This is a genomic window from Pseudomonas eucalypticola, assembly GCF_013374995.1.
GTDB classification, from domain to species: domain Bacteria; phylum Pseudomonadota; class Gammaproteobacteria; order Pseudomonadales; family Pseudomonadaceae; genus Aquipseudomonas; species Aquipseudomonas eucalypticola.
The window spans coordinates 6,107,892-6,131,755 of the sequence record NZ_CP056030.1; the positions used below are offsets into that span (position 1 = coordinate 6,107,892).

Genomic DNA, 23,864 nt, shown 5'->3' on the forward strand with positions numbered 1-23,864 from the left:
CGGTCAGATATAGTCGAACAGCGTCATGTCCTGCACGCTGGCGAAGGTCTGTTGCGCTGCCTGCAAGGCGACCTGCAGAGCGGTGTAGTTGGATACCGACGTGGTGTAGTCGGCATCGGTCAGGTTGGACAGGCTGGTGGCGTAGGTCAGCGACATGTCATCGCCCACGGTATCCAGCACATCGATCTCGTTCATGCGCGTGCCTACCGAGGTGCGCACGGTGAGGACGTTGTCCAGGGCGTTGTCCAGCTCCCGACTGCTGGTGGACAGGGTGTTGCTCAAGGCTGCCTGGTCGGCCTCGTCTTCCACCGGTGTGTTGAGGGCCGTGATGATGTTCTGCAGGGTGCTGAACAGGTCCGGGTCGGCATCGGCGGCCGCGCTGACGCTGATGCTGTCGCCGTCGGCGGGCTCGCCTTCCAGGGTCATGGAAAGGCCGTTGACCTCCACGGTGTCGCCCGACTCGTACGCCACCGCGTCACCGCCATCGACGCTGTAAGTGGTTGCGCCGTCGTCGTCCACGGCGAAGGTCAGGGTGAAGGCGGTACCGTAGTTGGTAGCGCTGCTGTCAGTGATATCCGGCCCGTCGAACGTCACCGATCCGCTGTTGTCGGCACTGGCCTGGGCCACGAACCCCGCGGCGCTGCCTACGCTGAGGAAGACGCTCTGGCCGGTGTCCCCGCTGGCAATGGTCTCGGTGGCGCTGATCTGCTGCATCACCGCGTTGTCGTCACCCTGGTAGGTGAGGTTGCCGTCGGCGTCTGCTACGAACGTCTGGCTCTCGCTCTGGTAGCCGGAAAAGATGTAGTTGCCGTTGCTATCCGTGGTATTGGCCAAGGACACCAGCGTGTCGTAGATGCCTTGCAGCGAAGTGGCGATGGACGCGCGGTCATCATCACTGAGGGTGCCGTCGCCAGCCTGGATCAACAGGGTCTTGGCGCTGGTGATTGCATCGCTGATGCTGTCCAGAGCGCTCTCTTCGGTAGACAACGACGTGGTCACCGAGGTGCGCGAAGCGGCGTACTGGTCGTTGAGCGACGAAGCCTGTTGCACCACCACTGCCTGGGCTGCCGCCGACGAATCGTCGGAAGGGTTCACCACGCGCTTGCCGCTGGATACCTCGCTGCTGGCGTCCAGGTAGGCGGCTTCCTGGGTGAGCATGTTGCTCAGGCCCTGGCTGTAGACGGTCTGGGTGGAAATACGCATCGGTCAAGCCTCCTTGTCAGGCGTCCATGCTCAGAATGGTGTCGAGCACGGTGGAACCCACCTCGACGATTTTCGCGCAGGCCTGGTAGTACGCCTGGTAGCGCACAAGGTCGGCGGCCTCTTCGTCCAGGTTCACGCCCGAGGACGACTGCTGCAGGGTGGTCAGTTGTTCGGTGACGCTGGTCTGGTTGTCCAGTTGCGTGCTGATGGAACTGGTGGTGCTGCCTACTTTGCTGACCAGCGATGCATAGGCTTCGGTCAGGGTGGACGTACCGCCCACCAGGTCCTGGTTCTGCAAGTCGAGCATTTCCAGGGCGATGCTGTTGTCACTGTCCCCGCCACCGGCGCCTGCGGCGATCAGCGATGGGTCATCGATTTCGGTGTCCAGCGTGCTGGCGGCGCTGCTCAGGGGCTTGACCAGGAAGCTGTCGCCGTCGTTGGCAGTGCCGCTGATGGTCACGGTCAGGCCGCCGAAGCCGAGGGTGCCGGTGTCGGCGTCATAGGTGCTTTCCACGGCCTCCCCGGTGCTGGCATCCGTCACGCTGTAGCCGTTATCGACCGTATAGGTGACGGTGTAATTGCTGGTGGTCAGGCCGTCCAGGTCATCGGAAAAGGTGGCGCTCAGGCTCGCGGTGCCGGTATTGCCGGTATTGCTGTACACCACCGGGTCGTCCACCGAAAAGAATGCGGTGCCGGTGTCGCCATTGAGGTCCGTGCCACTGGTTTGCAGGGCATTGAAAGCGCTGGCCAAGGCGACGGCCATCTGGCCCAACTGATTCTGGGCGGTATCGAGGGTTTCGCTGCGGAAGGTCAACAGGCCACCGATGGAGCCCCCGCTGATGGTCGACTCGTCGAGCTCGGTTTCGTTGCCGGCGGCATCCACGTAGCTGACCACCGTCTGGGAAGGGTCGCTAGCGGAGGTGGTAGTTGCCAATTCGAAGCTTTGATTACCGGACACCAGCGACAGACCATTGCTCAGGGACAGGCTGTAGCTGCCGTTGTCCTGGACGGTGAGGTCGACATCCACCAGCTCATTCAGCGAGGTAACCAGGGCGTCGCGCTGGTCCATCAGGGTGTTGGCCGAGTCCGAGTTGCTGCCCAGCGCACTGATCTGCTGGTTGAGGGTAGCGATCTGGTCGGTGATATCGTTGACCTGGTCGACCTGGTCGCTCAACTGCGAGTTGACGCTGCTCTGCATGTCATCCAGGTAACTGCCCAGGGAATTGAACTGGGACACCAGGGTTTCTGCCGAGCCTATCACCTCTTCGCGGGCTGCCGAGTCACTGGCATCGCTGCTCATGGTCTGTACCGAGGAGAAGAAATCCTGCATCAGGGTATCCAGGTCCGAGGTGCTGTCGGCCAGCAGATCGTCGACCTGGGAGACTTGCGTCGAGTAGGTGCTGAGCGCGCTCTCGGTGCTGGTGGACGCATTCAGCTGGGCCGCGATAAACTGGTCGAACGTACGGTCGACACTGGTCACCTCCACGCCCCCCGAGGTGCTCGCGGCCAGCGATGCAGACTCCAGGTTGTAGCCATCGGTATACACGTTGGTGATGTTGTTGCTGCTGGTGCTGAGGGCCACTTGTGCCGCATTCAGACCGCTGACACCGATCGATATGATGCTCATAAATAATTCCTACACGACGTGCCACGTGTTATCGGCCGATTGCCTGAAAACTTGAAAAATCAGGCGGTTTTTTTGTGCCCCCAACGTTGTCGTGGCCCCGTGGGAGCGGGCGCATTCCAGCCGGGTTCAAGGTTCCAGGCGGGCGGATTGCAGGGGTGGGCGCAGCGGGCCGATGGTAGCCATCACGGCGATCAGCTTGCTGGCGTAGTCGGGGTCGGTGGCATACCCGCCCTTTTGCAAGGCATGCGCCGCCTGCAAGGGGTCGCGGGCCGATAGCACCCCGGCGTAGTTGGCGTTGCTGCCGATCAACTGGGTGTAGTCGGCCAAGGCTGCTTCATCGCTGGCGTAGGCGCGGAAGCTCTGCAGCTGCTTGCGCATTTCGCCGTCCTGAAACTCCGTGGTCATGACTTCGGTACTTGCCCCGCGCCAGCGTCCACCCGCCTTGATGCCGAACAGGTTGTGGCTGTCCTCGCCGCCAGCGGTGGTGATCTTGCGCCGCCCCCAATCGGTTTCCAGCGCTGCCTGCGCCACGATCAATTCGGCGGGCACGCCGCTGCTGCGCGACGCTTGCTGGGCTGGCCCGGCCAGGCGCTGGACGAAATCCTCCACATGGGCTGCCCGCGCACTCGCCTCGCCCACGGCACGGCGCTGCCAGGCGGCGAATGTCTGCTGCACGTTGGCAACCATCCCCGACGGCGCGCTGACTCGCTGCCCGGTATCGCCCCCCAACTGCCGCTCCAACTGTTCAGCCAGGCCCAGGCCTTTGCCGGCCAGGTGCTGTGACCACTGCTCATCGAGCATTTCGGTGTACAGGCTGGTCTGCGAGTCCTTGTCCAGGTCGGACTTGGGGATGGCGGCGCGCATGCTCTTGAGCATCATCTGCAAGAACATCGCTTCGAATTGCTTGCTGGCCTCCTTGGCCCCGGCGGCCCGGTCGTTCTGGGCCGTGCGGCGCAGGTTGGCCAGGCCCTGCATGTCCAGGGCGAAGCCGTCGGTGCTACTGGCCAGGCTCATCAGATGATCTCCAGCTCGGCGCGCAGGGAACCGGCAGCCTTGAGCGCCTGCAGTATCACCATCAGGTCCTGGGGCGTAGCGCCCAGGGCGTTGAGGCCCTTGACCACATCCATCAGGCTGGCGCTGCCTTCCATGAAGTGCAGCAGGCCGCCCTGCTCCTGGATCGAGATGTTGCTATTAGCGGTGCCGGCGGTCTGCCCTTGGCTCAAGGCGCCCGGCTGGCTGACCTGGTTAGTGGTGTCGATGATCACCGACAAGTTGCCATGGGCCACGGCTGCGCGCCCCAGCTTCACGGCGCTGTTGAGCACCACCGAACCTGTGCGCGAGTCGATGATGACCTTCGGCCGGGCCTCGGCGGGCAGCACTGCAATGCCCTCGACGCGGGCCATGAAATTGACCCGCTCGTTGGGCGACATCGGCCCCTGCAACTGAATCACGCCGCCATTGACGGCCGACGCCACGGTGCGGCGGAATTCGGAGTTGATGGCAAACACCACTCGCTCGGTGGTGGCAAAATCGGCCTGGTTCAGGTACAGGCTCAGCATCCCGTCATTGCCACCCAGGTGCAGCGGCACCTCGCGCTCGACCACCGCGCCGCGCGGGATGCGCCCACCGGCCAGCTGGTTGACCGTGACGCTGCTGCCATTGGCCGCCGCGCCCGCGCCGCCCACCAGCAAGTTGCCCTGGGCCATGGCGTAGACGTCACCGTCGGCGCCTTTGAGTGGTGTCATCAGCAACGTGCCGCCGCGCAGGCTACGGGCGTTGCCGATGGACGACACCACCACGTCGATCTGCTGGCCCGGCCGGGCGAAAGGCGGCAGCGTGGCCGTGAGCATGACGGCAGCGATATTCTTCATCTGCATGTTGGCGCCATCGGGCAGGGTCAGGCCCAGCTGGGACAACATGTTGGTCAGGCTCTGCTCGGTGAAGGGGCTTTGCGTGGTCTGGTCGCCACTGCCGTCCAGGCCCACGACCAGCCCGTAGCCCACCAGGCTGTTGGGGCGCACGCCGGCGAATTCAGCGATATCGCGAATCTGCTCGGCCCACGCCGGGCCAGCGATGGTCAGCAATAGCAGGCCACCTAGAAGGGAGCGAATCAGGTCAGCCATGGTAGCAGCCCTCATAGCGGAGAGATGTTCAGGAAGAAGCGATGCAGCCAGCCCATGCGCTGCGCTTCGTTGATGTAGCCGTCACCGACGTATTCGATTCGCGCGTCCGATACCTGGGTGGACGCGACGGTGTTTTCACCGGTGATGGTGCGCGGGTTGACCACGCCGGAAAACCGGATGAACTCAGTGCCCTGGTTGATGGCGATCTGTTTTTCGCCGCGTACCCGCAGGTTGCCATTGGGCATGACCTGCATCACCGCCACGGCAATGGTGCCGGTGAACGAATTGGTGGCCTGGGAACCGCCGCTGCCGGTGAAGTCGTTGTCAACCGAGGCGTCGAGGCCATAGCTGCCTTCCTGGGAGGCTCGGCTGGAGGTGGCCTTCATGCTCAGGCCGACCGAGCCACTACGCCCGGCGTTGGAGGCCGAATTCTTGCTGGCGCTGACCTGTTCATTCAGGGTGATGGTCAAGGTATCCCCGACCATGCGCGGCCGACGGTCCTCGAACAGCGGCTGCAGGCCACGCCGCACCTGGTAAATGGCGCCATCGGCCTGGCGCGCTGGCAGTGGCGGCACCACCATGCTTTCGTCCTGCACCACCGGTTTGCGCGGCAACACATCGCAGCCGGCCAGCAGGCCGACGACGATGCACAACGCCAGCTTGTTCATGCCGCACCTCATAGCTGCGTCAGGCGCTGCAGCATTTCGTTGGAGGCATCCACCGCTTTGCTGTTGATCTCGTACGCGCGCTGCACCTGGATCATGCTGACCATCTCCTCCACCACATTGACGTTGGAGGTTTCCACATAGCCTTCGGACAAGGTGCCGGCGCCATTCAGCCCCGGCGTGCTTTCCGTAGGCGCGCCCGACGCGTCGGTTTCCAGGTACAGGTTCTGACCGATGCTTTCCAGGCCGGCGGGGTTGATGAACAGTGCCACGTTCAACTGCCCCACCTGGGTGGAGGTAGAAGAACCGGAGTTCACCACCGAGACGATGCCGTCGGTGCTCACCGACACCGAAGTGGCGGTGCTGGGAATGGTGATACCACCGGTCAGGGTGTAACCGTTGGACGTCACCATCTGGCCGTTGGCGTCAAGCTGGAAGCTGCCATCACGGGTATAGGCAGTGGTGCCGTCGGGCATGTCCACCTCGAAGAAACCATTGCCGTTGATGGCCAGGTCCTTGGAGTTGTCGGTCTCGGTCAGGTTGCCCTGGGTGTGCAGGCGCTCGGTGGCCACCTGGCGAACACCGGTACCTACCTGCAGCCCCGACGGCAGCTTGGTCTGGCTGGTGCTCTGCGCGCCGGGCTGGCGCATGTTCTGGTACAGCAGGTCTTCGAACACCGCACGCGACTTCTTGAAGCCGTTGGTGCTGACGTTGGCCAGGTTGTTGGCGATGACGTCCATTTGCGCCTGCTGGGCTTCCAGGCCGGTTTTCGCCGTCCACAGTGATCGGATCATCGATCATTCCTCGTTCAATTCAACCGGTGTTTCAGCCCTGCAGGGACAGCAGGCTGTTGGCGTTCTTGGCGTTGTCGTCGGCGTCGCTGATGACCTTCATCTGCATCTCGTAACGCCGGGAGTTGTCGATCATCGCGACCATTGCGCTGGTAGGGCTGATGTTGCTGCCCTCCAGGTTGCCGGGGCTCAGGCGCATGGCGTCGTCGGCCGGCAGCGGTTGCCGGGTGCCGTCGGGGCCTGGCGGCGCACGGAACAGGCCATCGCTGCCAGCCTCGACGGTGCCCGGCAGCGCCGAGACCAGCTTCAGCCGGCCCACTTGGGCCAGGCCCTTGGCGCCGCCGGTCTGCTCACGAACGCTGAGCGTTCCGTCGCTGCCGATGCTGACCTCGCTGCCCGGCGGCACGCTGACAGGCCCGCCATCGCCTATCACCGGGCGACCGCCCACCGTGACGTTGCCGGCACCATCCACCTGCAGGTCGCCACGGCGGGTATAGGCCTCACCGCCGTCGCTGGTCTGCACGGCGAGCAGCCCGTTGACGTCCAGGGCCACGTCCAGGTTGCGATCGGTGCGGGTCACCGGGCCCTGGCTCCAATCCACGCCAATACCGGTAGCCGACACCGCCACGCGGGTCGGCAGGCCCTCGCCGGCTACCGGCACGGCCTGCATTTGCGCCAGTTGCGAACGAAAACCCGGGGTCACCACGTTGGCCAGGTTGTTGGCCACCACGGCTTGCTGGTCCAGGGACTGGGAGGCGCCGCTCATGGCGGTGTAGAGCATGCGATCCATGATTACGACCCGAGGCTAACCGCTTGCTGGAGGACTTCGCTCTGGGTCTTGACCGATTGCGAGTTGGCCTGGAAGTTGCGCTGGGCAATGATCAGGTTCACCAACTCCGTGGTCAGGTCGACGTTGGAGTCTTCGGTCACGCCGCTCTCGATGGAGCCCAATTGGCCGGTGCCGGCCGTACCCAACAGGGCCACGCCCGATTCGGTGGTAGCGGTCCAACTGTTGTCGCCCACAGCCTTGAGGCCCTGCTCATTGTTGAAGGTGGCCAGCACGATCTGGTCGATGATCTGGGTCTGGTCGTTGGAGTAGCTGGCGACCACGTTGCCGCTCGAATCGATGGTGAAACCGGTCAGGCTTCCGGAGGTGTAGCCGTCCTGGGAACTGCTGGACAGTTCGAAGTCGTTGCCGAACTGGGTAGTGCCGGTCAGGTCGAGCTCGATACTCATTTCGGCGGCGCCGTTGTCCGGGTCATAGCTGTAGGTCGCCGTAGCGCCGCTGGTGAGCAGGCCGCTGGTGTCGAAGGCCACCTCCTGGCTCACGGCATTGCCGTCGTCATCGGTGACGGTGTTGCCGTCGATGGCGGTGTAGACGTTCCAGGTGTTGGTGTCATCGCTCTTGGCGAAATACAGCGTCATGCTGTGGCTGTTACCCAGCGAGTCGTACACCGTGGCGCTGGTGGAGTACGAGTAACTGGTGGCGTCGGTGGCGTCGAAGGTGCTGGTGATGGCGTCGGAACTGGAGTCCAGGTTCAGGGTGGCGTCCACCTCGGTGGTGGCACTGGCCTGCAGGCCGGAGGACGGGATCTGGATCACGCCGCTGGCACCCACCAGCTTGGCGCCCGCGGCATTTTCCAGGTACCCATCGGAGCTCAAGGTCAGTTGCCCATCGCGCGAGTAGGTCGTGGTGGTGCCATCGTTGAACACGAAGAAACCATCACCACTCACGGCCAGGTCCAGGTCATTGTCGGTAGTCGTCAGGCTGCCTGACTCGAAGTTCTGCACCACCCCGGACACCGAAGTACCCAGGCCCACCTCGGCGTCGGCGTAGACGTCGGCGAACTCGGTGGTGGAGCTTTTGAAGCCCACGGTTTCGGAGTTGGAGATGTTGTTGCTGATGACGTTGAGGTCGGTCGATGCTGCGCTCAGACCGCTGAGTGCTTGGGAAAAGCCCATATTTCGCTCCTTGAAGCCGATAAGGACCGGGCAGCCGCAAACGCCGCGAAGGTCACGTTTCTGTGAAAGGTCTTGGGTAAGGCGTTACAGCAACAGGCGAATGTCGCTGAGGCTGGCGCTGTCGGTATTGGCGCCCAGTTCCAGTACCACGGCGCTGGAATCATCCGTGCTGACACCCGATACCAGGGCGTAATTGAGCGCCGTGGCGGTCACGGCGCTGCCGTCTTCGGTGGCGCTGATGCTCACCGTGTAATCGCCGTCCGGGGCGGTGGTGCCGTCGTCCGCCAGGCCGTCCCAGCTCAGCGAATGCACGCCTTCGTCCAGCGCCCCCACGTCGATGGTGCGCACTACGTTGCCACTGCTGTCGGTGATGGTGGCGGTGACGGTGTCGGCATCCCCGTCCAGGTTCACCCCGTAGGCCGTGGCGCTGCCACCGGATACGGTGATCGAATCGCCGTCCACCAGCACGCCTTTGCCCACCAGTGCCGAGGCTTGCAACGCCTGGCTGGTATCGATCTGGCCGGAGATGCTGTCCAGCGTGTCACCCAGGTCGGTGATGCCGCTGATCATGTTGATCTGCGCCAACTGCGAAACCATTTCTGTGTTGTCCATGGGTTCGGACGGGTCCTGGTTCTGCAGTTCGGTCACCAGCAGGGTGAGAAACTGGCTTTGCAGGTCGTCCGCCGTGGTGGCCGTCGAGGTACTGGTGGTGGTCGTGCTGGTGTTCATGCTCGACAGCACTGAGCTGCTGATGGTGTTGGTCATGGATCAGGACTCTCCCAGAGTCAGGGTCTTAAGCATCAGTTGCTTGCTCGTGCTCATGACCTCGACGTTGGCCTGGTAGGAGCGCGAAGCGGAAATCATGTTGACCATCTCGCCCACAGGCTCGACGTTGGGCATGCTCACGTAGCCGTCGGCGTCGGCCATGGGGTCGCCGGGGCGGTATTCCTTGCGAAAATCGGACTGGTCTTCCACCACCTGGCTGACGCGCACACCACCAAGCCCCGCGGCCTGGGCCTCGAACACGGCCTGACGAGCACGGTACGGCTGGCCGTCGGGGCCGCTGACGCTATCGGCGTTGGCCAGGTTGCTGGCGGTCACGTTCATGCGCTGGGACTGGGCACTCAGCGCGGAACCGGCAATATCGAAAATGCTGAACATCGACATGAGGGGTACCTGCTCTATTCGGACTGCATGGCGGTCTTGAGCGCCTGCAGCCGGCTATTCAGAAACGTGAGGCTGGCCTCGTAGCGCACCGAGTTGTCGCTGAACTGCGCGCGTTCGCGGTCCATGTCCACGGTGTTGCCGTCCAGGCTGGGCTGGTCGGGTACGCGATAGAGCATTTCGTGCAGCGAGTTGCCGCTGAAGGTTGCCGCCAGGTGCCGATCGGAGGTGGTCGCCAGGCTCATGCCGCTGGCCTTGGGCATACCCTGGCCCAAAGCGCTGGCCAACTCGCCGGAGAAATCGAAATCGCGGGCGCGATAACCCGGCGTATCGGCATTGGCGATGTTGTTGGCCAACACCTGCTGGCGTTCGGCGCGCAGGCTCAGTGCGTTCTGCTGAAAGCTGAGCTCGTTGTCGAGCTTGTCGATCATGCTGGCAGCCTCGGACTCGGATTGGGGGTGAGGCGCGCAGAGTAGTCGCAAGGTGGCCAAGCCAAAGGCTGAAACAGACACGCATTTATCGAGCACTTCCAACCTTGCATCGCGGCGCGGCGCTCTAGAATCACCTGCACGACCCTCGACGAATCAGCCGCATGAACCCACGCACCACCCTTGCCACGCGCGCCCGGCTCGCCACTGTCGGCGCCTGCCTGGGCACGCTGTTGTGGTTACCCACCAGCGCCACGGCAATGGCCGAAGACAGCCTTGAACAGGGGCGCATCCGCGAACTGCTGATCGCTGCCCTGCCCGCCCATAGCCATCACCCGCAGGTCGAGTTGCCAGCCAGTACCACGGCCTGCGACGACCCCAGGCCGTTTCTGGCCCACCCCGAGCAACGCAGCTATGGCCGCGTGCTGGTGGGCGTGCGCTGTGGCCAGGCGTTGCACTACGTGCAGGCCAGGGTTTCAGTAATGGGAACGTACGTGGTCAGCCTGCAGAACATCGCAGCCAACCAGGTGGTCGAGGCGAGCATGCTGGCGATGAGGGCCGGCGCCCTGGAGCGCCTGCCGGCCAACGCAGTGCTTGATGCTCGCGAGGTGGTGGGCCTGCGTGCCACCCACGCGCTAAGGGCCGGCGCCCCCTTGATCGCCAGCGCGCTGCGCAAGACGTGGCTGGTGGAACAGAACCACCAGGTTGCCATGCAGTTTCGCGGCGCCGGTTTTGTTCTGAGCCGCCAGGGCAAGGCACTGGACAACGGCTACCTGGGTGACGAGGTGCGGGTGGTGCCCGAGCGCGGCAGGGTTCTGCGCGCAACCGTGACCGGGCCTGACCAACTGATGGTGCGCGATTGAAACGCGCCATAAATTTGAAATACAGGCGTTCAAGTTCACCCACCCAATGCCGATAGTGGGCAAAAGGGACACTATGAAAATTCGACCGTGAAAATAATCAGCACAGCGCTCAGCAACACACTGCCCAATACCGATCTGACGGCCAACAACCGGCTGCAGAAAAGCGAGGCCAGTGACACGGACCCGGCGGTGAGCAATACGCTGGAACTCAATGACAGCCTGCAAGGCGCCAACGCATCCACTGCCGATATCGACATGAATCGGGTGAATGAGATTCGCCAGGCGATCAGCGACGGCACCTTGCAGGTGGACTCGTCACGGATCTTCGACGGTATGGCTGAAAGTGTGATGGAAATGAATGGGCAAGCCACTGAGTGACGCTCGGCCGCCGGCCGGACATGAAATTGCCAGAGGCCTGGCGCGCCACCTGCAACGCCAGCAGGTAGCGGCCCAGCGCCTGCTGACGTTGCTGGACCAGGAACGCCTGGCCTTGGCCGGCCCGCGGATAGACGGCGAGCGGCTGACAGAGCTGAGCATCGCCAAGCAGTCCATCCTGGAAGCCCTGGAGCAACTGGAAACCACCCGCCGCCGCGCACAGCGCTCGCTGGGCCATGCACCGACCCAGCAAGGCGCCATGCAACTGGCCAAGGACCAGGGTTGCCTGCCAGCCTGGACCCGCCTTCAGGACCTGGCGGCCCGTGCCCAGCGCCTCAACCAGCTCAATGGCGACTCGCTGCGTGTGCGCCAGCAACAGAACCAGCGCATCCTCAATTACCTCAATGAAGCCAGCGGCCGCACCCTCTACGGGCCGGACGGCCGCCACGCCGGCCATTCAAGCCGGGCATGAAGCGCCTGCGGCCTGCAGGGTGCGGGCCGCGCAACTGAGCCCCTCGCCCAGCACCCGGCGAAACAGCGCCAGCAAGGTGTTGGCCCGCAGGGGCTTCTGCACGATACCCAGCAAGGGTTGGGCTGGGTGCTGTACCTGACAGGCCAGCAAGGCCGGTGCCGGGACCTGGCCATCGGACAGCAGAATCAAATGCCTGACCTTGTTTTCGGCATAGACCAGCTCGGCCAGGTCCAGGTCGCTCATGCCGAAGGTACCCACGCTGCAAATAGCCACGTCGAACGGTACCTGGCGCTCGCGCAACACGCGGGTCACTTCGTCCTGGCTCATGGCCGGGGTCAGGTAATGGCAACCCAGGTCGTAGAGCAGGGTCTGGGTATCGAACAGTTGGAAGGCATGGGGTTCTATCAACAGAATTCGCAGCCTGGAATTTTCTAGAAGCTCTCTATCGGTCACGGCAAACCCCGTAGGCAAGGATCGTTGGCGCACCGAGGTTAAAGGCGTCGACCGCTGAACAATGGGCAGAACATCACACCCAAACAGCGCCAATTCCGCTTGCAACTGCTCCCCCCTGCGCCACCGGGCTTGCCCGCGGGTCAGTGGATGAGCATGGCCGCCGCCGCCGCGACCATGATCGCGGCGGCGCCGCGGAACAGGCGCTGCTGGGCACGCAAGCTGGACAACAGGTGGCGGATACGGACGGCGCCCAGGATATACACCGCCCCTACGGCCAACAGTACCAGTGCAGTCAGGGGCACCAGCATCAAGCCCCAGGTCTGCGGCGTGACCGACTCCAGGTTGATCACCAAAGGCAGTAGCGCCAGGTAGAACGCAATGGTCTTCGGGTTACCCAGCGTAATGGTCAGGCCTGAAACCGCCGCTGACAGCAGTTCCTTGCGCTGTACAGGCCTGTCGGTTTCGAAGGCTTGGGGCTCGGCAAACCAGAACAGCCAGGCCAGGTAGCACAGGTAGACCGCCGCCGCCCAGCGCACCAGTTGAAACAGCCCATTGAAGTGCTCCGCCACCATCGCCAGGCCGAACACGGCGAACGACAGATATGTCAGGTCGCCGAGAATTATCCCGAACAGCAGGCAAAAGCCCGACAGCGCACCACCACCGACACTGCGAGCCACCAATGCGGCCATGCCCGGCCCAGGGATGGCGGCGGCGACGGCCAATGCTGCGCTGTAGGTCAGTATTTGTGAGGTATCGAGCATGTGAAGGCATCCGTGACAGCGGGTTGAGGCGGAAAATGCTACTCCGCACACCCGGAAAAATTTCTTCTAAGTTTGCCGTCCAAGCGGTTATTTTAGGCAGAAGCTGCCTTTATGAAGCACAAGGAAGAAATGAATGACCAGCGAGCTGTTGAGCATCATGGATGTGAAGCTTCTGACCGCCCTGCAACAGGACGGCCGCATGACCAACCAGAACCTGGCCGACGCCCTGGGCATGTCGGCGTCGCCCTGCTGGCGGCGGGTTCGCCATCTGGAAGAGCATCGCTTTATCCAGGGCTACCGCGCCGTGCTTGACCGCCGCAAGATCGGCCTTGGGGTGATGGTGTTCATCCGCATCAGCATCGACAGCCACAGCGAAGCGCAAGCGCGCAAGTTCGAGCAGGAAGTAATGCAGCTGGAAGACGTGGTGGCCTGCTACAGCATCGGTGGCGATGCCGATTTCCTGTTGCAGGTGGTGGCGCGGGACCTGGACTCGTTTGCCGAGTTCGCCATGTCGGTAGTGCGGCGGCTGCCGGGCATCAAGGAGATGCAGAGCATGTTCGTGCTCAAGGAGATCAAGCCGTTCATGTCGTTTCCCGTCAAACGGCCTGAAGCGTCCTGACAAGACCTGTGCCGCGCCCTTGCAGGGTCGAGCGCGGCACGGCCCTGACAGACTGTCAGATGGCGACCGGCGCCTTGATGCCCGGATGCGGGTCGTAACCGACGATTTCGAAATCTTCGAACTTGTAGTCGTAGATTGACGCTGGCTTGCGCTTGATGTTCAGCGTTGGCAGTGCGCGCGGCTCGCGGGCCAGTTGGGTCTGGATCTGTTCCATGTGGTTGGCGTACGCATGGGTGTCGCCCGTGGTGACGATGATCTCGTGGGGAATCAGGTCGCACTGCTGGGCCAGCATATGGGTCAGCAAGGCCAGGGCCGCGGTGTTGTAGGGCAGGCCCAGGAACACATCGGAGCTACGGATGTACAACTGCATCGACAGGTGCCCTTCATGCACGAAGGCCTGGTACAGCAGGTGGCACGGCGGCAAAGCCTGGCGACCTTCCAGCGCATTCTGCTGCGGGCTCTTGGACTCGTCGGGCAGGTATTCCACGTTCCAGCCGTGGAACAGGATGCGGCGGCTGTTGGGGTTGTTCTTCAGGGTCTCGACCATATAGTCGATCTGGTTGATGGTCTTGCCGTCCTTGGTCGGCCACGCCGTCCACTGCTCGCCGTACACCGGGCCCAGGTCGCCGCTTTCGGTCGCCCACTCGTCCCAGATGGTCACGCCATTCTCGTTCAGCCACTTCACGTTGGTGTTGCCACTGAGCATCCAGATCAGCTCGTTGGCGATGCTCTTGAAGTGCAGCTTCTTGGTGGTCAACAACGGAAAACCGTTGGCCAGGTTGTGGCGGAACTGGCGGGCGAAGACGGCCTTGGTGCCGGTGCCAGTGCGATCGCCCTTGCCCACGCCGTTGGTGATCACATCGGTCAGGAGATCCAGGTACGCTTTCATTGGGGCCTCAAGTCGGTCGCCAGCAGACGCGACCGTTTACAGAAAAAGAAAAAGGCGGGGCCTGCGCCCCGCCCGTCAATCACACCGCGGCGCTTTTCGGCGCGGCGGGCCGGTTGTAGGCCCACCAGATCAAGCCTAGCCCACCGAGGATCATCGGGATGCAGAGGATCTGGCCCATGGTGACCCAACCGAAGGCCAGGTAGCCCAGCTGGGCGTCCGGCACGCGGACGAACTCGACGATGAAACGGAAAATACCGTAGAACAGCGCGAACATGCCGGAAACGGCCATGGTCGGGCGCGGTTTGCGCGAGAACAGCCACAGGATGATGAACAGCGCCACGCCTTCCAGGGCGAACTGGTACAGCTGCGACGGGTGGCGCGGCAACTGGGCCGGGTCGCTCAGCGGCGGGAAGATCATCGCCCACGGCACGTCGGTAGGCTTGCCCCACAACTCGCCGTTGATGAAGTTGCCGATGCGCCCGGCGCCCAGGCCAATGGGTACCAGCGGAGCAATGAAGTCCATCAGCTCGAAGAACGACTTGCCGTTCTTGCGGCCGAACCACCAGGTGGCCAGCATCACGCCGATCAGGCCGCCGTGGAACGCCATGCCGCCTTTCCACACTTCGAAGATCAGGGTGGGGTTGTCGATGTATACCTTCAGGTCATAGAACAGCACGTAACCCAGGCGCCCACCGACGATCACGCCCATGGCACACCAGAACACCAGGTCGGAAAGCTTCTCCTTGGTCCAGGTGGGGTCGAAACGGTTCAGGCGGCTGGAGGCCAGCAGCCAGGCACTGCCGATGCCGATCAGGTACATCAGGCCGTACCAGTGGATTTGAAGCGGTCCGATGGCGACGGCCACCGGGTCGATCTGCGGGTAAGGCAGCATTGCAACTCCTTGACTTGAACAGGCGGCAGGATCGCCCCCGGCGTTCCCGAATGGCCATGGCGGCCAGGAAAACCAGAGACTATGCCCCGCCCGGCTGCCCGCTGCCATGAAACTTGTGTCAGCGAAAACTGGAGCGCATGGTAACGGATGGGGGCATTTGCCTCTACTGTGACGGGATGGAGTGCAACCGTGAACACAAGGCAAACCTTATGTGCTTGATCGTATTCGCCTGGCGCCCCGGGCACCCTGTCCCGCTGATACTGGCGGCCAACCGCGACGAATTCTATGCTCGCCCGAGCCAGGCGCTCGGCCAATGGCCCGATGCCGAAGGCGTCTGGGCCGGGCGCGACCTGGAGGCCGGCGGTACGTGGCTAGGGCTGGGAAGCGCCGGCAGGTTCGCGGCGCTGACCAACATTCGCGACCCCGGGCAACCCGCAGGAAGGCGCTCGCGCGGTGACCTGGTAGCGCGTTTTCTGACCAGTAGCGTCGGCATTGACGACTACCTGGATGACGTGGGCAGCCGGGCCGCGGAGTATTCGGGGTTCAACCTGTTGCTGGGGGCAGCGGGAAGGCTGTGCTACTTCAATCAGCGCGAGCGGCGGGCGGTGGATTTATCCACAGGGGTGTATGGGTTGTCCAATGCGGGCTTGGATACCCCTTGGCCGAAGCTGTTGAAGGCCCGGGCAGCGCTGGCCGAGCAGCTGAATGACCCGCAGCCCGAGCCGTTGCTGGCGATATTGAAAGACAGCACCCCCGCCGCGGACGCCGAGCTACCGGATACCGGCGTGGGCCTGGCCACGGAATCGTTGCTGTCCAGCGTGTTTATCGCCAGCCCCACGTACGGCACCCGCGCCAGCACGGCGCTGATCGTGCGGGCCGATGGGTCGCGGCGCATTGTGGAGCGCAGCTTCGGGCCTTATGGCGGTGCGCTGGGCGAGGTGGACCTGGCGTTGTGACCCACCCCAATCCTTTCGTGGGATCGGGCTCAGCCGATTTAAAGCGTCTTGGGCGCGGCGGGGTTGATCATGCGCGCCAGCCCCAGGTTTTTCAGGGCCAGTTGCAGCGAGCTGTGGATAACCTGCGGGTTGTCGATTTTCATCAACTGCGCCAGCAGTTCCTTGGACTTCGCCAGGCTGACCTGGCGCAGCATCCATTTCACCTTGGGCAAGTTGGTGGCGTTCATCGACAGGCTGTCAAAGCCCATGGCCATCAACAGCACCGCCGCCGCCGGGTCGCCGGCCATCTCGCCGCAGATGCTCACCGGCTTGCCTTCGGCATGGGCTTCGGTGACCACGTGCTGCAGGGCTTGCAGCACGGCGGGGTGCAGGTAGTCGTACAGGTCGGCCACCCGAGGGTTGTTTCGGTCCACGGCCAACAAGTATTGGGTCAGGTCGTTGGAGCCCACCGACAGGAAGTCGACCTGGCGCGCCAGCTCGCGGGTCAGGTACACCGCCGCGGGAATTTCCACCATCACGCCCACTGGCGGCATCGGCACGTCGGTGCCTTCGTCGCGCACTTCGCCCCAGGCCCGGTGAATCAGGTGCAGGGCCTCTTCGGTTTCGTGGGTGCCGGAAATCATCGGCAGTAGAATGCGCAGGTTATTCAGGCCCTCACTGGCCTTGAGCATCGCGCGAGTCTGCACCAGGAAGATTTCCGGGTGGTCGAGGGTAACGCGAATGCCGCGCCAGCCCAGGAATGGGTTGTCTTCCTTGATGGGGAAGTACGAGAGCGACTTGTCACCGCCAATGTCCAGGCTGCGCATGGTCACCGGCAGCGGGTGGAAGGCAGCCAGCTGCTCGCGATAAATGGCCAGCTGTTCCTTTTCGCTGGGGAAACGCTGGTTGATCATGAACGGCACTTCGGTGCGGTACAGGCCGACCCCTTCGGCGCCGCGCTGCTGGGCCCGGGCGACATCGGCCAGCAGGCCGGTGTTCACCCACAACGGCATGCGGTGGCCGTCCAGGGTCACGCAGGGCAGTTCACGCAGGGCATCAAGGCCCTGAGCCAGCTGGCGCTCTTCCTCCACCACGTCGGCGTACTGCTTGGCCAGCACTTCGCTGGGGTTGGTGTAAACCTCGCCCTTGTAGCCATCGACGATCATCTGAATGCCGTCGACCTTGGAATACGGCAGGTCCACCAGGCCCATCACCGTCGGGATACCCATGGCTCGAGCCAGGATCGCGACGTGGGAGTTACCCGAACCCAGCACCGAGATCAGGCCCACCAGCTTGCCTTCAGGCACTTCACCAAGCATGGCCGGGGACAGCTCTTCGCTGATCAGGATGGTATTGTCGGGGTAAACCAGGGTTTGCTGCCGGGCTTCCTGCAAGTAGGCCAGCAGGCGGCGGCCCAGGTCCTTGACGTCCGAGGCCCGCTCGCGCAGGTAGGCGTCGTCCATCAATTCGAAACGGTTGACGTGCTCGGTGACTACCTGGCGCAGCGCACCCTGGGCCCACTGGCCGGTCTTGATGACATTGGTCACTTCACTGCCCAACGAGGCATCGTCGAGCATCATCAGGTAGACGTCGAACAGTGCGCGCTCTTCCGGGCGCAATTGGGTGGCCAATTTTGCCGAAAGTGTGCGCATATCATGGCGAACACCTTCCAGGGCGGTCTGAAACAGTTGCAGTTCGGCGGCGATATCGGTGACGGTCTTGTCCGGCACCACTTCCAGGTCGGCCGGCGGCAGCATGACCACGGCAGTACCCACCGCCGCGCCTGGCGACCCAGGTACGCCAACGAATTTGGCCTCCTGAATGCCCTTGCCCTGGCGGCCCAAGCCCCGGATCGAACCGGTGGCCTCAGCGTGGGCAATAACGCCGGCCAATTGCGCGCTCATGGTGACCAGGAAGGCTTCTTCGCCCTCGTCGAACTGACGGCGCTCCTTTTGCTGGATGACCAATACCCCCACCACGCGGCGGTGGTGAATGATCGGCGCGCCGAGGAATGAAGCGAAGCGCTCCTCGCCGGTCTCGGCGAAGTAGCGGTAACGGGGATGGTCGGCGGCGTTTTCCAGGTTCAGCGGTTCTTCACGCGTGCCCACCAGGCCCACCAGGCCCTCGTTGGGCGCCATGCTGACCTTGCCGATGGAGCGCTTGTTCAAGCCTTCGGTAGCCATCAGCACGAAGCGGTTGGTTTCCGGGTCAAGCAGGTAGACCGAGCAGACCTGGCTGCCCATGGCCTCTTTGACACGCAGCACAATGATCCCCAACGCCGTCTTGAGATCCTTGGCGGAGTTGACTTCCTGGACGATCTTGCGCAGCGTATTGAGCATGGCTCGGGGTCGAACTCCGTCGTCAGTCGCGCGCCAGCAGGCGCGGGGCAAGCTCTTTGAGAGCGCGGCGATACACCTCGCGCTTGAATGTCACCACCTGGCCCAGCGGGTACCAATAGCTGACCCAGCGCCAGCCATCGAATTCCGGTTTACCGGTCAAATCCATTCTCACGCGCTGCTCGTTGGACACCAGGCGCAAGAGAAACCACTTCTGCTTCTGCCCGATGCACAGCGGTTGGCTGTGGGTACGCACCAGGCGTTGAGGTAAACGATAACGCAACCAGCCGCGGGTGCAGGCAAGAATTTCAACATCTTGTCGCTCCAGCCCCACTTCTTCATTCAACTCGCGGTACAAGGCCTCTTCCGGCGTCTCCTGGGGGTTGATCCCCCCCTGGGGAAACTGCCAGGCATCCTGATTGATACGACGAGCCCATAGCACCTGTCCGGCATCATTGGTCAGAATAATGCCGACATTGGGACGGAAACCATCGGGGTCGATCACGGCAGCAACCTCGCAAACGCATGTCTTGGCATTGTTCCACAAAGATCGTCAAGGCAGCAACGCACCCGCATACCTTATGTGCACTGTTGTGAAAAGTCCGTATTCTGTGGGTCTTTTCCGGTTTTTAGACGAGTAACTTCCATGCGCCTGGCTTTATTCGACCTCGACAACACCCTGCTTGGTGGCGACAGTGACCACGCCTGGGGCGATTACCTGTGCGAGCGCGGCATCCTCGACCCAGTGGAATACAAGAATCGCAACGATGCCTTCTACCAGGACTACCTGGCCGGCCAGTTGAACCTGACCGACTACCTGAACTTCAGCCTGGAGATCCTCGCCGCCACCGACATGGCCCAACTGGCCGAATGGCATGCCGACTTCATGCGCGACTGCATCGAACCGATCATTCTGCCCAAGGCGTTGGCACTGCTGCAGCAGCACCGCGATGCGGGCGACAAGCTGGTCATCATCACCGCCACCAACCGCTTCGTGACCGGCCCGATCGCCGAGCGCCTGGGGGTTGATACGCTGCTGGCCACCGAATGCGAGATGGCTGATGGTCGTTATACCGGCCGCAGCACCGACGTGCCGTGCTTCCGCGAAGGCAAGGTGGCGCGGCTGAACCGCTGGATGGAAGAAAACGGCATGAACCTGGAGGGCAGCTACTTCTATAGCGACTCGATGAACGACTTGCCCCTGCTGGAGAAGGTCGCGAACCCGGTGGTGGTGGATGCCGACCCGAACCTGCTGGCCGAGGCCCAGCGCCGCGGCTGGCGGATCATGTCACTGCGCGATTGAAGTCGGCGTCGCGCTTCTCGAGCTTCGCCTGCTCCCACTGGATATGTGCAGCATCTTGCGGGACCAGGCCAGGCACGGGAATACGACACGCCCGCTCTAGACGGGTTTGGCCAGCATCAACACCAGAATGGCCACCAGCACCACCAGCGACACCCCGGCGAACACGGCTGCCAGTTTGCGCTGACGCACCACCTGTACCTGGTTATAGGCCGCCGCGGCCTGGCGCCAGCGGATGGTGCGGCGCAGCAACAGCAAAAACCCGAACACGCCCACCACGTACAGCACCGAGCCGCCCAACAGCCAGGCCTGGCCCAACGGCCAGCCCACGGTGTGCATCATCCACCAGCCGGTGAACGGAAAGCTGGCCACACTCAGCCCCATCAGCACCCAGGCATACAGCCACGGGCGTTGCAGGGTCTGGGCGAAGGCCGACTTGTTGCCGGCGCGCCAACCGCGCCAGGTCTGGAACAGCACCGCCGCCACACTGCCCAGCAGCAGGGCGGTGGCGATGCCATGGAGCATTTTCAGCAGGCTCAGGGTTTCCATGGGGCAGCTCCTGTGCGTGTGGCGATGCTGTACAGCCTAGCAGTCAGCCGAGGAACAGCCGATACGCCGGGTTATCGGTTTCGTCCCAGAACGGGTAGCCAATTTCCTCAAGGGCCGCGGCCACCTGGCCTCGCTCGTGGGCGGGGACCTGTAAGCCTGCCACCACGCGACCGTCGGCGGCACCGTGGTTGCGGTAATGGAACATGGAGATGTTCCAGCGCCCGCCCAACTTGTTGAGGAAGTTGAACAGCGCCCCAGGCCGCTCCGGGAACTCGAAACGCATGACCATTTCATCGCTGACCTGCACCGCATGGCCGCCCACCATGTGGCGAATATGCAACTTGGCCAGCTCATTATCGGTCAGGTCCAGCACCGGGAAGCCCTGCTCGGCAAGGCTGGCCACCAACGCCGCGCGCGGGTCGGTGTCGGGGTGGGTCTGCACGCCAACGAAAATGTGCGCCTCGCGGCCGGTGTGGTAGCGGTAGTTGAATTCGGTGATCTGGCGCTTGCCGATGGCCTCGCAGAACGCCTTGAAGCTACCGGGACGCTCGGGGATGGTCACGGCGATGATGGCTTCGCGGCCCTCACCCAGCTCGGCACGCTCGGCCACGTGGCGCAGGCGATCGAAGTTGACGTTGGCACCCGAATCGATGGCCACCAGGGTCTGGCCGCTGACGCCGTGCAGCTCCACGTACTTCTTGATCCCGGCCACGCCCAGGGCGCCAGCGGGTTCGGTGATGGAGCGGGTGTCGTCGTAGATGTCCTTGATGGCCGCGCAGATCTCGTCGGTGCTGACGGTGATCACGTCGTCCACGTAGTCCTTGCAGATATCGAAGGTGTGCTGGCCGATCTGCGCCACGGCAACGCCGTCGGCGAAGATGCCGACCGACGGCAACACCACCCGCTCGCCCGCGGCCATGGCCGCTTGCAGGCAGTTGGAGTCGTCAGGCTCCACGCCGATGATCTTGATATCCGGGCGCAGGTACTTCACGTAGGCCGCGATACCGGCGATCAGGCCGCCGCCGCCCACCGGCACGAAGATGGCGTCCAGTTTGCCCGGGTGCTGGCGCAGGATCTCCATGGCCACGGTGCCCTGGCCGGCAATGGTGTGCGGGTCGTCATAAGGGTGGATATAGACGTAGCCCTTTTCGTCTACCAGCTTCAGCGAATAGGCCAGCGCCTCGGGGAAGGAGTCGCCATGCAACACCACCTTGCCGCCGCGCGAGCGCACGCCTTCGACCTTGATCTCGGGAGTGGTCTTGGGCATCACGATGGTGGCTTTCACGCCCATTTCCCGCGCCGCCAGGGCCAGGCCCTGGGCGTGGTTGCCCGCCGAGGCGGTGACGACGCCACGGGCACGTTCTTCGTCGCTCAACTGCGCCAGCTTGTTGTAGGCGCCGCGAATCTTGAAGGAGAACACCGGCTGCAGGTCTTCACGCTTGAGCAGAATCTGGTTGCCAAGGCGTTTGGACAGCTGGCCGGCGGCCTGCAGAGGGGTTTCCACAGCGACGTCGTAGACGCGCGAGGTGAGGATCTTCTTAACGTACTGTTCGAGCATCGGAAGCATCACTGGCGGTTGAGCAAGACCTGGGAGTCTACCCCAGCGTTCCCGCCAAGGACCACAGCAAACGGGTATAATGCCGCCCTTCCCCCGCTACTTTGTGCCCGCTCCGGAGCCCGCATGACCCAGGACCAACTCAAACAGGCCGTCGCCCAGGCTGCTGTCGACTTCATTCTGCCCAAGCTGGACGACAAGAGCATCGTCGGCGTCGGCACCGGTTCGACCGCCAACTGCTTCATCGATGCCCTGGCCCAGCACAAGGGTGCCTTCGACGGCGCCGTTGCCAGCTCCGAAGCCACCGCCGCGCGCCTCAAGGGCCATGGCATTCCGGTGTATGAACTGAATACGGTCAGCGACCTGGAGTTCTACATCGACGGCGCCGACGAGAGCGACGAACACCTGAACCTGATCAAAGGCGGCGGCGCGGCCCTGACCCGCGAGAAGATCGTCGCGGCCGTGGCCAAGACGTTCATCTGCATCGCCGATGGCAGCAAGCTGGTGCCGGTGCTGGGCGCTTTCCCGCTGCCGGTGGAAGTCATTCCCATGGCCCGCAGCCACGTGGCGCGCCAGCTGGTGAAGCTGGGCGGCGACCCGGTGTACCGTGAAGGGGTTGTGACCGACAACGGCAACATCATCCTGGACGTGCACAACATGCAGATCACTGATCCGGTGGCGCTGGAAGTGCAGATCAACGCCATTGTCGGTGTGGTCACCAACGGCCTGTTCGCCTCGCGCCCGGCCGATTTGCTGTTGCTCGGCACGCCTGAAGGCGTGAAAACCCTCACCCGGTAATAGCCTCACCTCTGCCCGGGAAGAAGCCACAACGCAACATCAGATGCGCCGTGCTGCCGTCTTCCCGAGCTTCGCCCGGGCCACAGAGGTTCAAGCGATACTCAGAACTTGCGGAACACGTAGAACAGGTTCGGTTCGCTGACCATGTAGAGGGTGCCGCTTTCGTCCATGGCCACGCCTTCTGCGCGCGGAATGGTGTCTTTCAGGCCGTTCAAGCCGCCCAGCAACGTCATGTAGCTGACCTGGCGACCGCTGGGGTCCAGTTCCAGCAGCATGTGCGAATCCGCCGACAGCACCAGGGTGTTGCCCGTACGCGGGTCGATGCCCAGGGAAGACAGGTTGCGCAGATTCAGAGTGCTGAACGGCAACTTGACCTTGGCCCCCTGCCATTGCCCATTGGCATCGACCTTCAGGCTGTACATGGCCGCCGGGCGCTCCTCACCCAACAGCAGTTGCCCGCGGCGCGGGTCCCAGGCGATGCCTTCATAACCTTTGTTCTGATTCGCCGATGGCCCCAGGTCGAACTGCGGCCAATCGGCCAGGGTCAAGGCCTGGGTGTCCGCGGTCACCTTGACCACCGTCATCAGGTGCTGGCGCTCATCGGTAATGGCCATCTTGCCACCGCCGATGTAGGCCACCCCTTCCGGGTTCGACCAACCCTTGAGCGGCATTTTGCGCAGCACGTCGCCTTCCAGGGTCAGCTCCACCAGAAAGGCGTTCTTGCCCATCACCGAGAACAGCGTCCTGGTGTCGGGGTTGTAGGTCAGGTCAGAGGCTTCGTCCTTCTCCATGCCGGGCAGCGCCTTGCCGTCGATGAAGGCGCGATAGTCCGGCAACCACACCGCCGCATCGCGTTGCGCCTGCGGGGTCATGCGCTCCACCACCCAGAGTTTGACCCGGGTGTCCCAGTGCATGACTGCGGCGATAGCATAGGCAGCGGCCACGATCAGCAGCCAGACATACCAGCGCGTCATGAGGCGCGGCTTGCGCTCGTGCGCAGCCGGGGAAAGAGAGGGAGGTACGGCCATGTCGATATCTTCCTGAGAATACGGCAACCCTGGGCGCGAAGGCGCTCAGGGTGATCAAGCCGTATTATCCGGATGA

Annotated in this window: 27 protein-coding genes; 7 read left to right on the top strand and 20 right to left on the bottom strand. The window is 63.2% G+C overall.

The window, feature by feature from the left end:
- Window positions 1–3 precede the first annotated feature (3 nt).
- The 11 genes from flgL to flgB form a co-directional block, all read right to left on the bottom strand.
- On the bottom strand, window positions 4–1,203 hold the full coding sequence (gene flgL, locus HWQ56_RS27470) for a flagellar hook-associated protein FlgL (RefSeq protein ID WP_176572205.1): 1,200 nt from the start codon (window positions 1,201–1,203) through the stop codon (window positions 4–6).
- Window positions 1,204–1,219: 16 nt separating this feature from the next.
- Window positions 1,220–2,830 (bottom strand): flagellar hook-associated protein FlgK, encoded by a 1,611-nt coding sequence (gene flgK, locus HWQ56_RS27475; protein WP_176572206.1) that lies wholly within the window; start codon window positions 2,828–2,830, stop codon window positions 1,220–1,222.
- A 126-nt stretch (window positions 2,831–2,956) separates the two neighbouring features.
- The gene (flgJ, locus tag HWQ56_RS27480; protein WP_176572207.1) at window positions 2,957–3,844 is read right to left on the bottom strand and encodes a flagellar assembly peptidoglycan hydrolase FlgJ; all 888 of its coding nucleotides are present in this window, start codon (window positions 3,842–3,844) and stop codon (window positions 2,957–2,959) included.
- On the bottom strand, window positions 3,844–4,953 hold the full coding sequence (locus HWQ56_RS27485; RefSeq protein ID WP_209008695.1) for a flagellar basal body P-ring protein FlgI: 1,110 nt from the start codon (window positions 4,951–4,953) through the stop codon (window positions 3,844–3,846). Before HWQ56_RS27485 ends, flgJ begins: the two co-directional genes overlap by 1 nt.
- Window positions 4,954–4,964: 11 nt before the next feature.
- Window positions 4,965–5,621, bottom strand: coding sequence for a flagellar basal body L-ring protein FlgH (locus HWQ56_RS27490; RefSeq protein ID WP_199267136.1), 657 nt, complete (start codon window positions 5,619–5,621; stop codon window positions 4,965–4,967).
- Window positions 5,622–5,629: 8 nt separating this feature from the next.
- Window positions 5,630–6,412 carry a flagellar basal-body rod protein FlgG gene (gene flgG, locus HWQ56_RS27495; RefSeq protein WP_158157424.1) on the bottom strand — a complete coding sequence of 261 codons (783 nt, stop codon included), beginning with the start codon at window positions 6,410–6,412 and terminating at the stop codon, window positions 5,630–5,632.
- A 31-nt stretch (window positions 6,413–6,443) separates the two neighbouring features.
- Entirely contained in the window at window positions 6,444–7,199 is a 756-nt protein-coding gene (locus HWQ56_RS27500) for a flagellar basal body rod protein FlgF (protein ID WP_176572209.1), read from the bottom strand.
- Between the two features lie 2 nt (window positions 7,200–7,201).
- Window positions 7,202–8,371 (bottom strand): flagellar hook protein FlgE, encoded by a 1,170-nt coding sequence (flgE, locus tag HWQ56_RS27505; protein ID WP_158157422.1) that lies wholly within the window; start codon window positions 8,369–8,371, stop codon window positions 7,202–7,204.
- A gap of 84 nt (window positions 8,372–8,455) precedes the next feature.
- On the bottom strand, window positions 8,456–9,136 hold the full coding sequence (flgD, locus tag HWQ56_RS27510; protein ID WP_176572210.1) for a flagellar hook assembly protein FlgD: 681 nt from the start codon (window positions 9,134–9,136) through the stop codon (window positions 8,456–8,458).
- Between the two features lie 3 nt (window positions 9,137–9,139).
- Window positions 9,140–9,538 carry a flagellar basal body rod protein FlgC gene (gene flgC, locus HWQ56_RS27515; RefSeq protein ID WP_158157418.1) on the bottom strand — a complete coding sequence of 133 codons (399 nt, stop codon included), beginning with the start codon at window positions 9,536–9,538 and terminating at the stop codon, window positions 9,140–9,142.
- A gap of 14 nt (window positions 9,539–9,552) precedes the next feature.
- Complete coding sequence (gene flgB / locus HWQ56_RS27520) at window positions 9,553–9,966, bottom strand: flagellar basal body rod protein FlgB (protein WP_158157416.1); 414 nt, start codon at window positions 9,964–9,966, stop codon at window positions 9,553–9,555.
- 161 nt (window positions 9,967–10,127) lie between these two features.
- Between flgB and flgA the strand changes: the two genes are divergently transcribed.
- The 3 genes from flgA (at window position 10,128) to HWQ56_RS27535 (ending at window position 11,673) form a co-directional block, all read left to right on the top strand.
- Complete coding sequence (gene flgA, locus HWQ56_RS27525; RefSeq protein ID WP_176572211.1) at window positions 10,128–10,826, top strand: flagellar basal body P-ring formation chaperone FlgA; 699 nt, start codon at window positions 10,128–10,130, stop codon at window positions 10,824–10,826.
- An 87-nt stretch (window positions 10,827–10,913) separates the two neighbouring features.
- The gene (gene flgM, locus HWQ56_RS27530; protein WP_158157413.1) at window positions 10,914–11,204 is read left to right on the top strand and encodes a flagellar biosynthesis anti-sigma factor FlgM; all 291 of its coding nucleotides are present in this window, start codon (window positions 10,914–10,916) and stop codon (window positions 11,202–11,204) included.
- Window positions 11,185–11,673 carry a flagella synthesis protein FlgN gene (locus HWQ56_RS27535; RefSeq protein ID WP_158157411.1) on the top strand — a complete coding sequence of 163 codons (489 nt, stop codon included), beginning with the start codon at window positions 11,185–11,187 and terminating at the stop codon, window positions 11,671–11,673. Before flgM ends, HWQ56_RS27535 begins: the two co-directional genes overlap by 20 nt.
- Here the strand turns inward: HWQ56_RS27535 and HWQ56_RS27540 are convergent.
- Window positions 11,659–12,081, bottom strand: coding sequence for a hypothetical protein (locus HWQ56_RS27540; protein ID WP_176572212.1), 423 nt, complete (start codon window positions 12,079–12,081; stop codon window positions 11,659–11,661). The genes HWQ56_RS27535 and HWQ56_RS27540 overlap by 15 nt on opposite strands.
- 185 nt (window positions 12,082–12,266) lie before the next feature.
- Window positions 12,267–12,887, bottom strand: a complete 621-nt coding sequence (locus tag HWQ56_RS27545) for a LysE family translocator (RefSeq protein ID WP_158157407.1) — start codon at window positions 12,885–12,887, stop codon at window positions 12,267–12,269.
- A gap of 133 nt (window positions 12,888–13,020) precedes the next feature.
- Between HWQ56_RS27545 and HWQ56_RS27550 the strand changes: the two genes are divergently transcribed.
- Window positions 13,021–13,506, top strand: coding sequence for an Lrp/AsnC family transcriptional regulator (locus HWQ56_RS27550; RefSeq protein ID WP_176572213.1), 486 nt, complete (start codon window positions 13,021–13,023; stop codon window positions 13,504–13,506).
- Between the two features lie 55 nt (window positions 13,507–13,561).
- On the opposite strand, the gene HWQ56_RS27555 is transcribed toward HWQ56_RS27550, so the two are convergent.
- Together HWQ56_RS27555 and lgt are read right to left on the bottom strand one after the other, a co-directional pair.
- Window positions 13,562–14,395 carry a thymidylate synthase gene (locus tag HWQ56_RS27555; RefSeq protein WP_158157403.1) on the bottom strand — a complete coding sequence of 278 codons (834 nt, stop codon included), beginning with the start codon at window positions 14,393–14,395 and terminating at the stop codon, window positions 13,562–13,564.
- 79 nt (window positions 14,396–14,474) lie between these two features.
- A complete protein-coding gene (gene lgt / locus HWQ56_RS27560) occupies window positions 14,475–15,287 on the bottom strand; it encodes a prolipoprotein diacylglyceryl transferase (RefSeq protein WP_158157401.1) in 813 nt (270 codons plus the stop codon).
- Between the two features lie 209 nt (window positions 15,288–15,496).
- Between lgt and HWQ56_RS27565 the strand changes: the two genes are divergently transcribed.
- Window positions 15,497–16,243, top strand: a complete 747-nt coding sequence (locus tag HWQ56_RS27565; protein ID WP_176572214.1) for an NRDE family protein — start codon at window positions 15,497–15,499, stop codon at window positions 16,241–16,243.
- 38 nt (window positions 16,244–16,281) lie between these two features.
- On the opposite strand, the gene ptsP is transcribed toward HWQ56_RS27565, so the two are convergent.
- Window positions 16,282–18,561 carry a phosphoenolpyruvate--protein phosphotransferase gene (ptsP, locus tag HWQ56_RS27570; protein WP_158157397.1) on the bottom strand — a complete coding sequence of 760 codons (2,280 nt, stop codon included), beginning with the start codon at window positions 18,559–18,561 and terminating at the stop codon, window positions 16,282–16,284.
- A 22-nt stretch (window positions 18,562–18,583) separates the two neighbouring features.
- A complete protein-coding gene (locus HWQ56_RS27575) occupies window positions 18,584–19,063 on the bottom strand; it encodes an RNA pyrophosphohydrolase (protein ID WP_008364786.1) in 480 nt (159 codons plus the stop codon).
- A 141-nt stretch (window positions 19,064–19,204) separates the two neighbouring features.
- Here HWQ56_RS27575 and HWQ56_RS27580 point away from each other — a divergent pair, with 141 nt between their 5' ends.
- Window positions 19,205–19,861: a histidinol-phosphatase gene (locus tag HWQ56_RS27580; RefSeq protein WP_158157395.1), complete on the top strand. Its 657-nt coding sequence runs from the start codon at window positions 19,205–19,207 to the stop codon at window positions 19,859–19,861.
- Window positions 19,862–19,957: 96 nt separating this feature from the next.
- Here HWQ56_RS27580 and HWQ56_RS27585 read toward each other — a convergent pair whose 3' ends face one another.
- Both HWQ56_RS27585 and ilvA read right to left on the bottom strand, forming a co-directional pair.
- On the bottom strand, window positions 19,958–20,407 hold the full coding sequence (locus HWQ56_RS27585) for a DUF2269 family protein (RefSeq protein ID WP_176572215.1): 450 nt from the start codon (window positions 20,405–20,407) through the stop codon (window positions 19,958–19,960).
- A gap of 43 nt (window positions 20,408–20,450) precedes the next feature.
- A complete protein-coding gene (gene ilvA / locus HWQ56_RS27590) occupies window positions 20,451–21,965 on the bottom strand; it encodes a threonine ammonia-lyase, biosynthetic (RefSeq protein WP_176572216.1) in 1,515 nt (504 codons plus the stop codon).
- 123 nt (window positions 21,966–22,088) lie between these two features.
- Between ilvA and rpiA the strand changes: the two genes are divergently transcribed.
- Window positions 22,089–22,760 carry a ribose-5-phosphate isomerase RpiA gene (rpiA, locus tag HWQ56_RS27595; protein ID WP_158157389.1) on the top strand — a complete coding sequence of 224 codons (672 nt, stop codon included), beginning with the start codon at window positions 22,089–22,091 and terminating at the stop codon, window positions 22,758–22,760.
- A gap of 101 nt (window positions 22,761–22,861) precedes the next feature.
- Here rpiA and HWQ56_RS27600 read toward each other — a convergent pair whose 3' ends face one another.
- Window positions 22,862–23,788, bottom strand: coding sequence for an SdiA-regulated domain-containing protein (locus tag HWQ56_RS27600; protein ID WP_158157387.1), 927 nt, complete (start codon window positions 23,786–23,788; stop codon window positions 22,862–22,864).
- Between the last annotated feature and the right edge of the window lie 76 nt (window positions 23,789–23,864).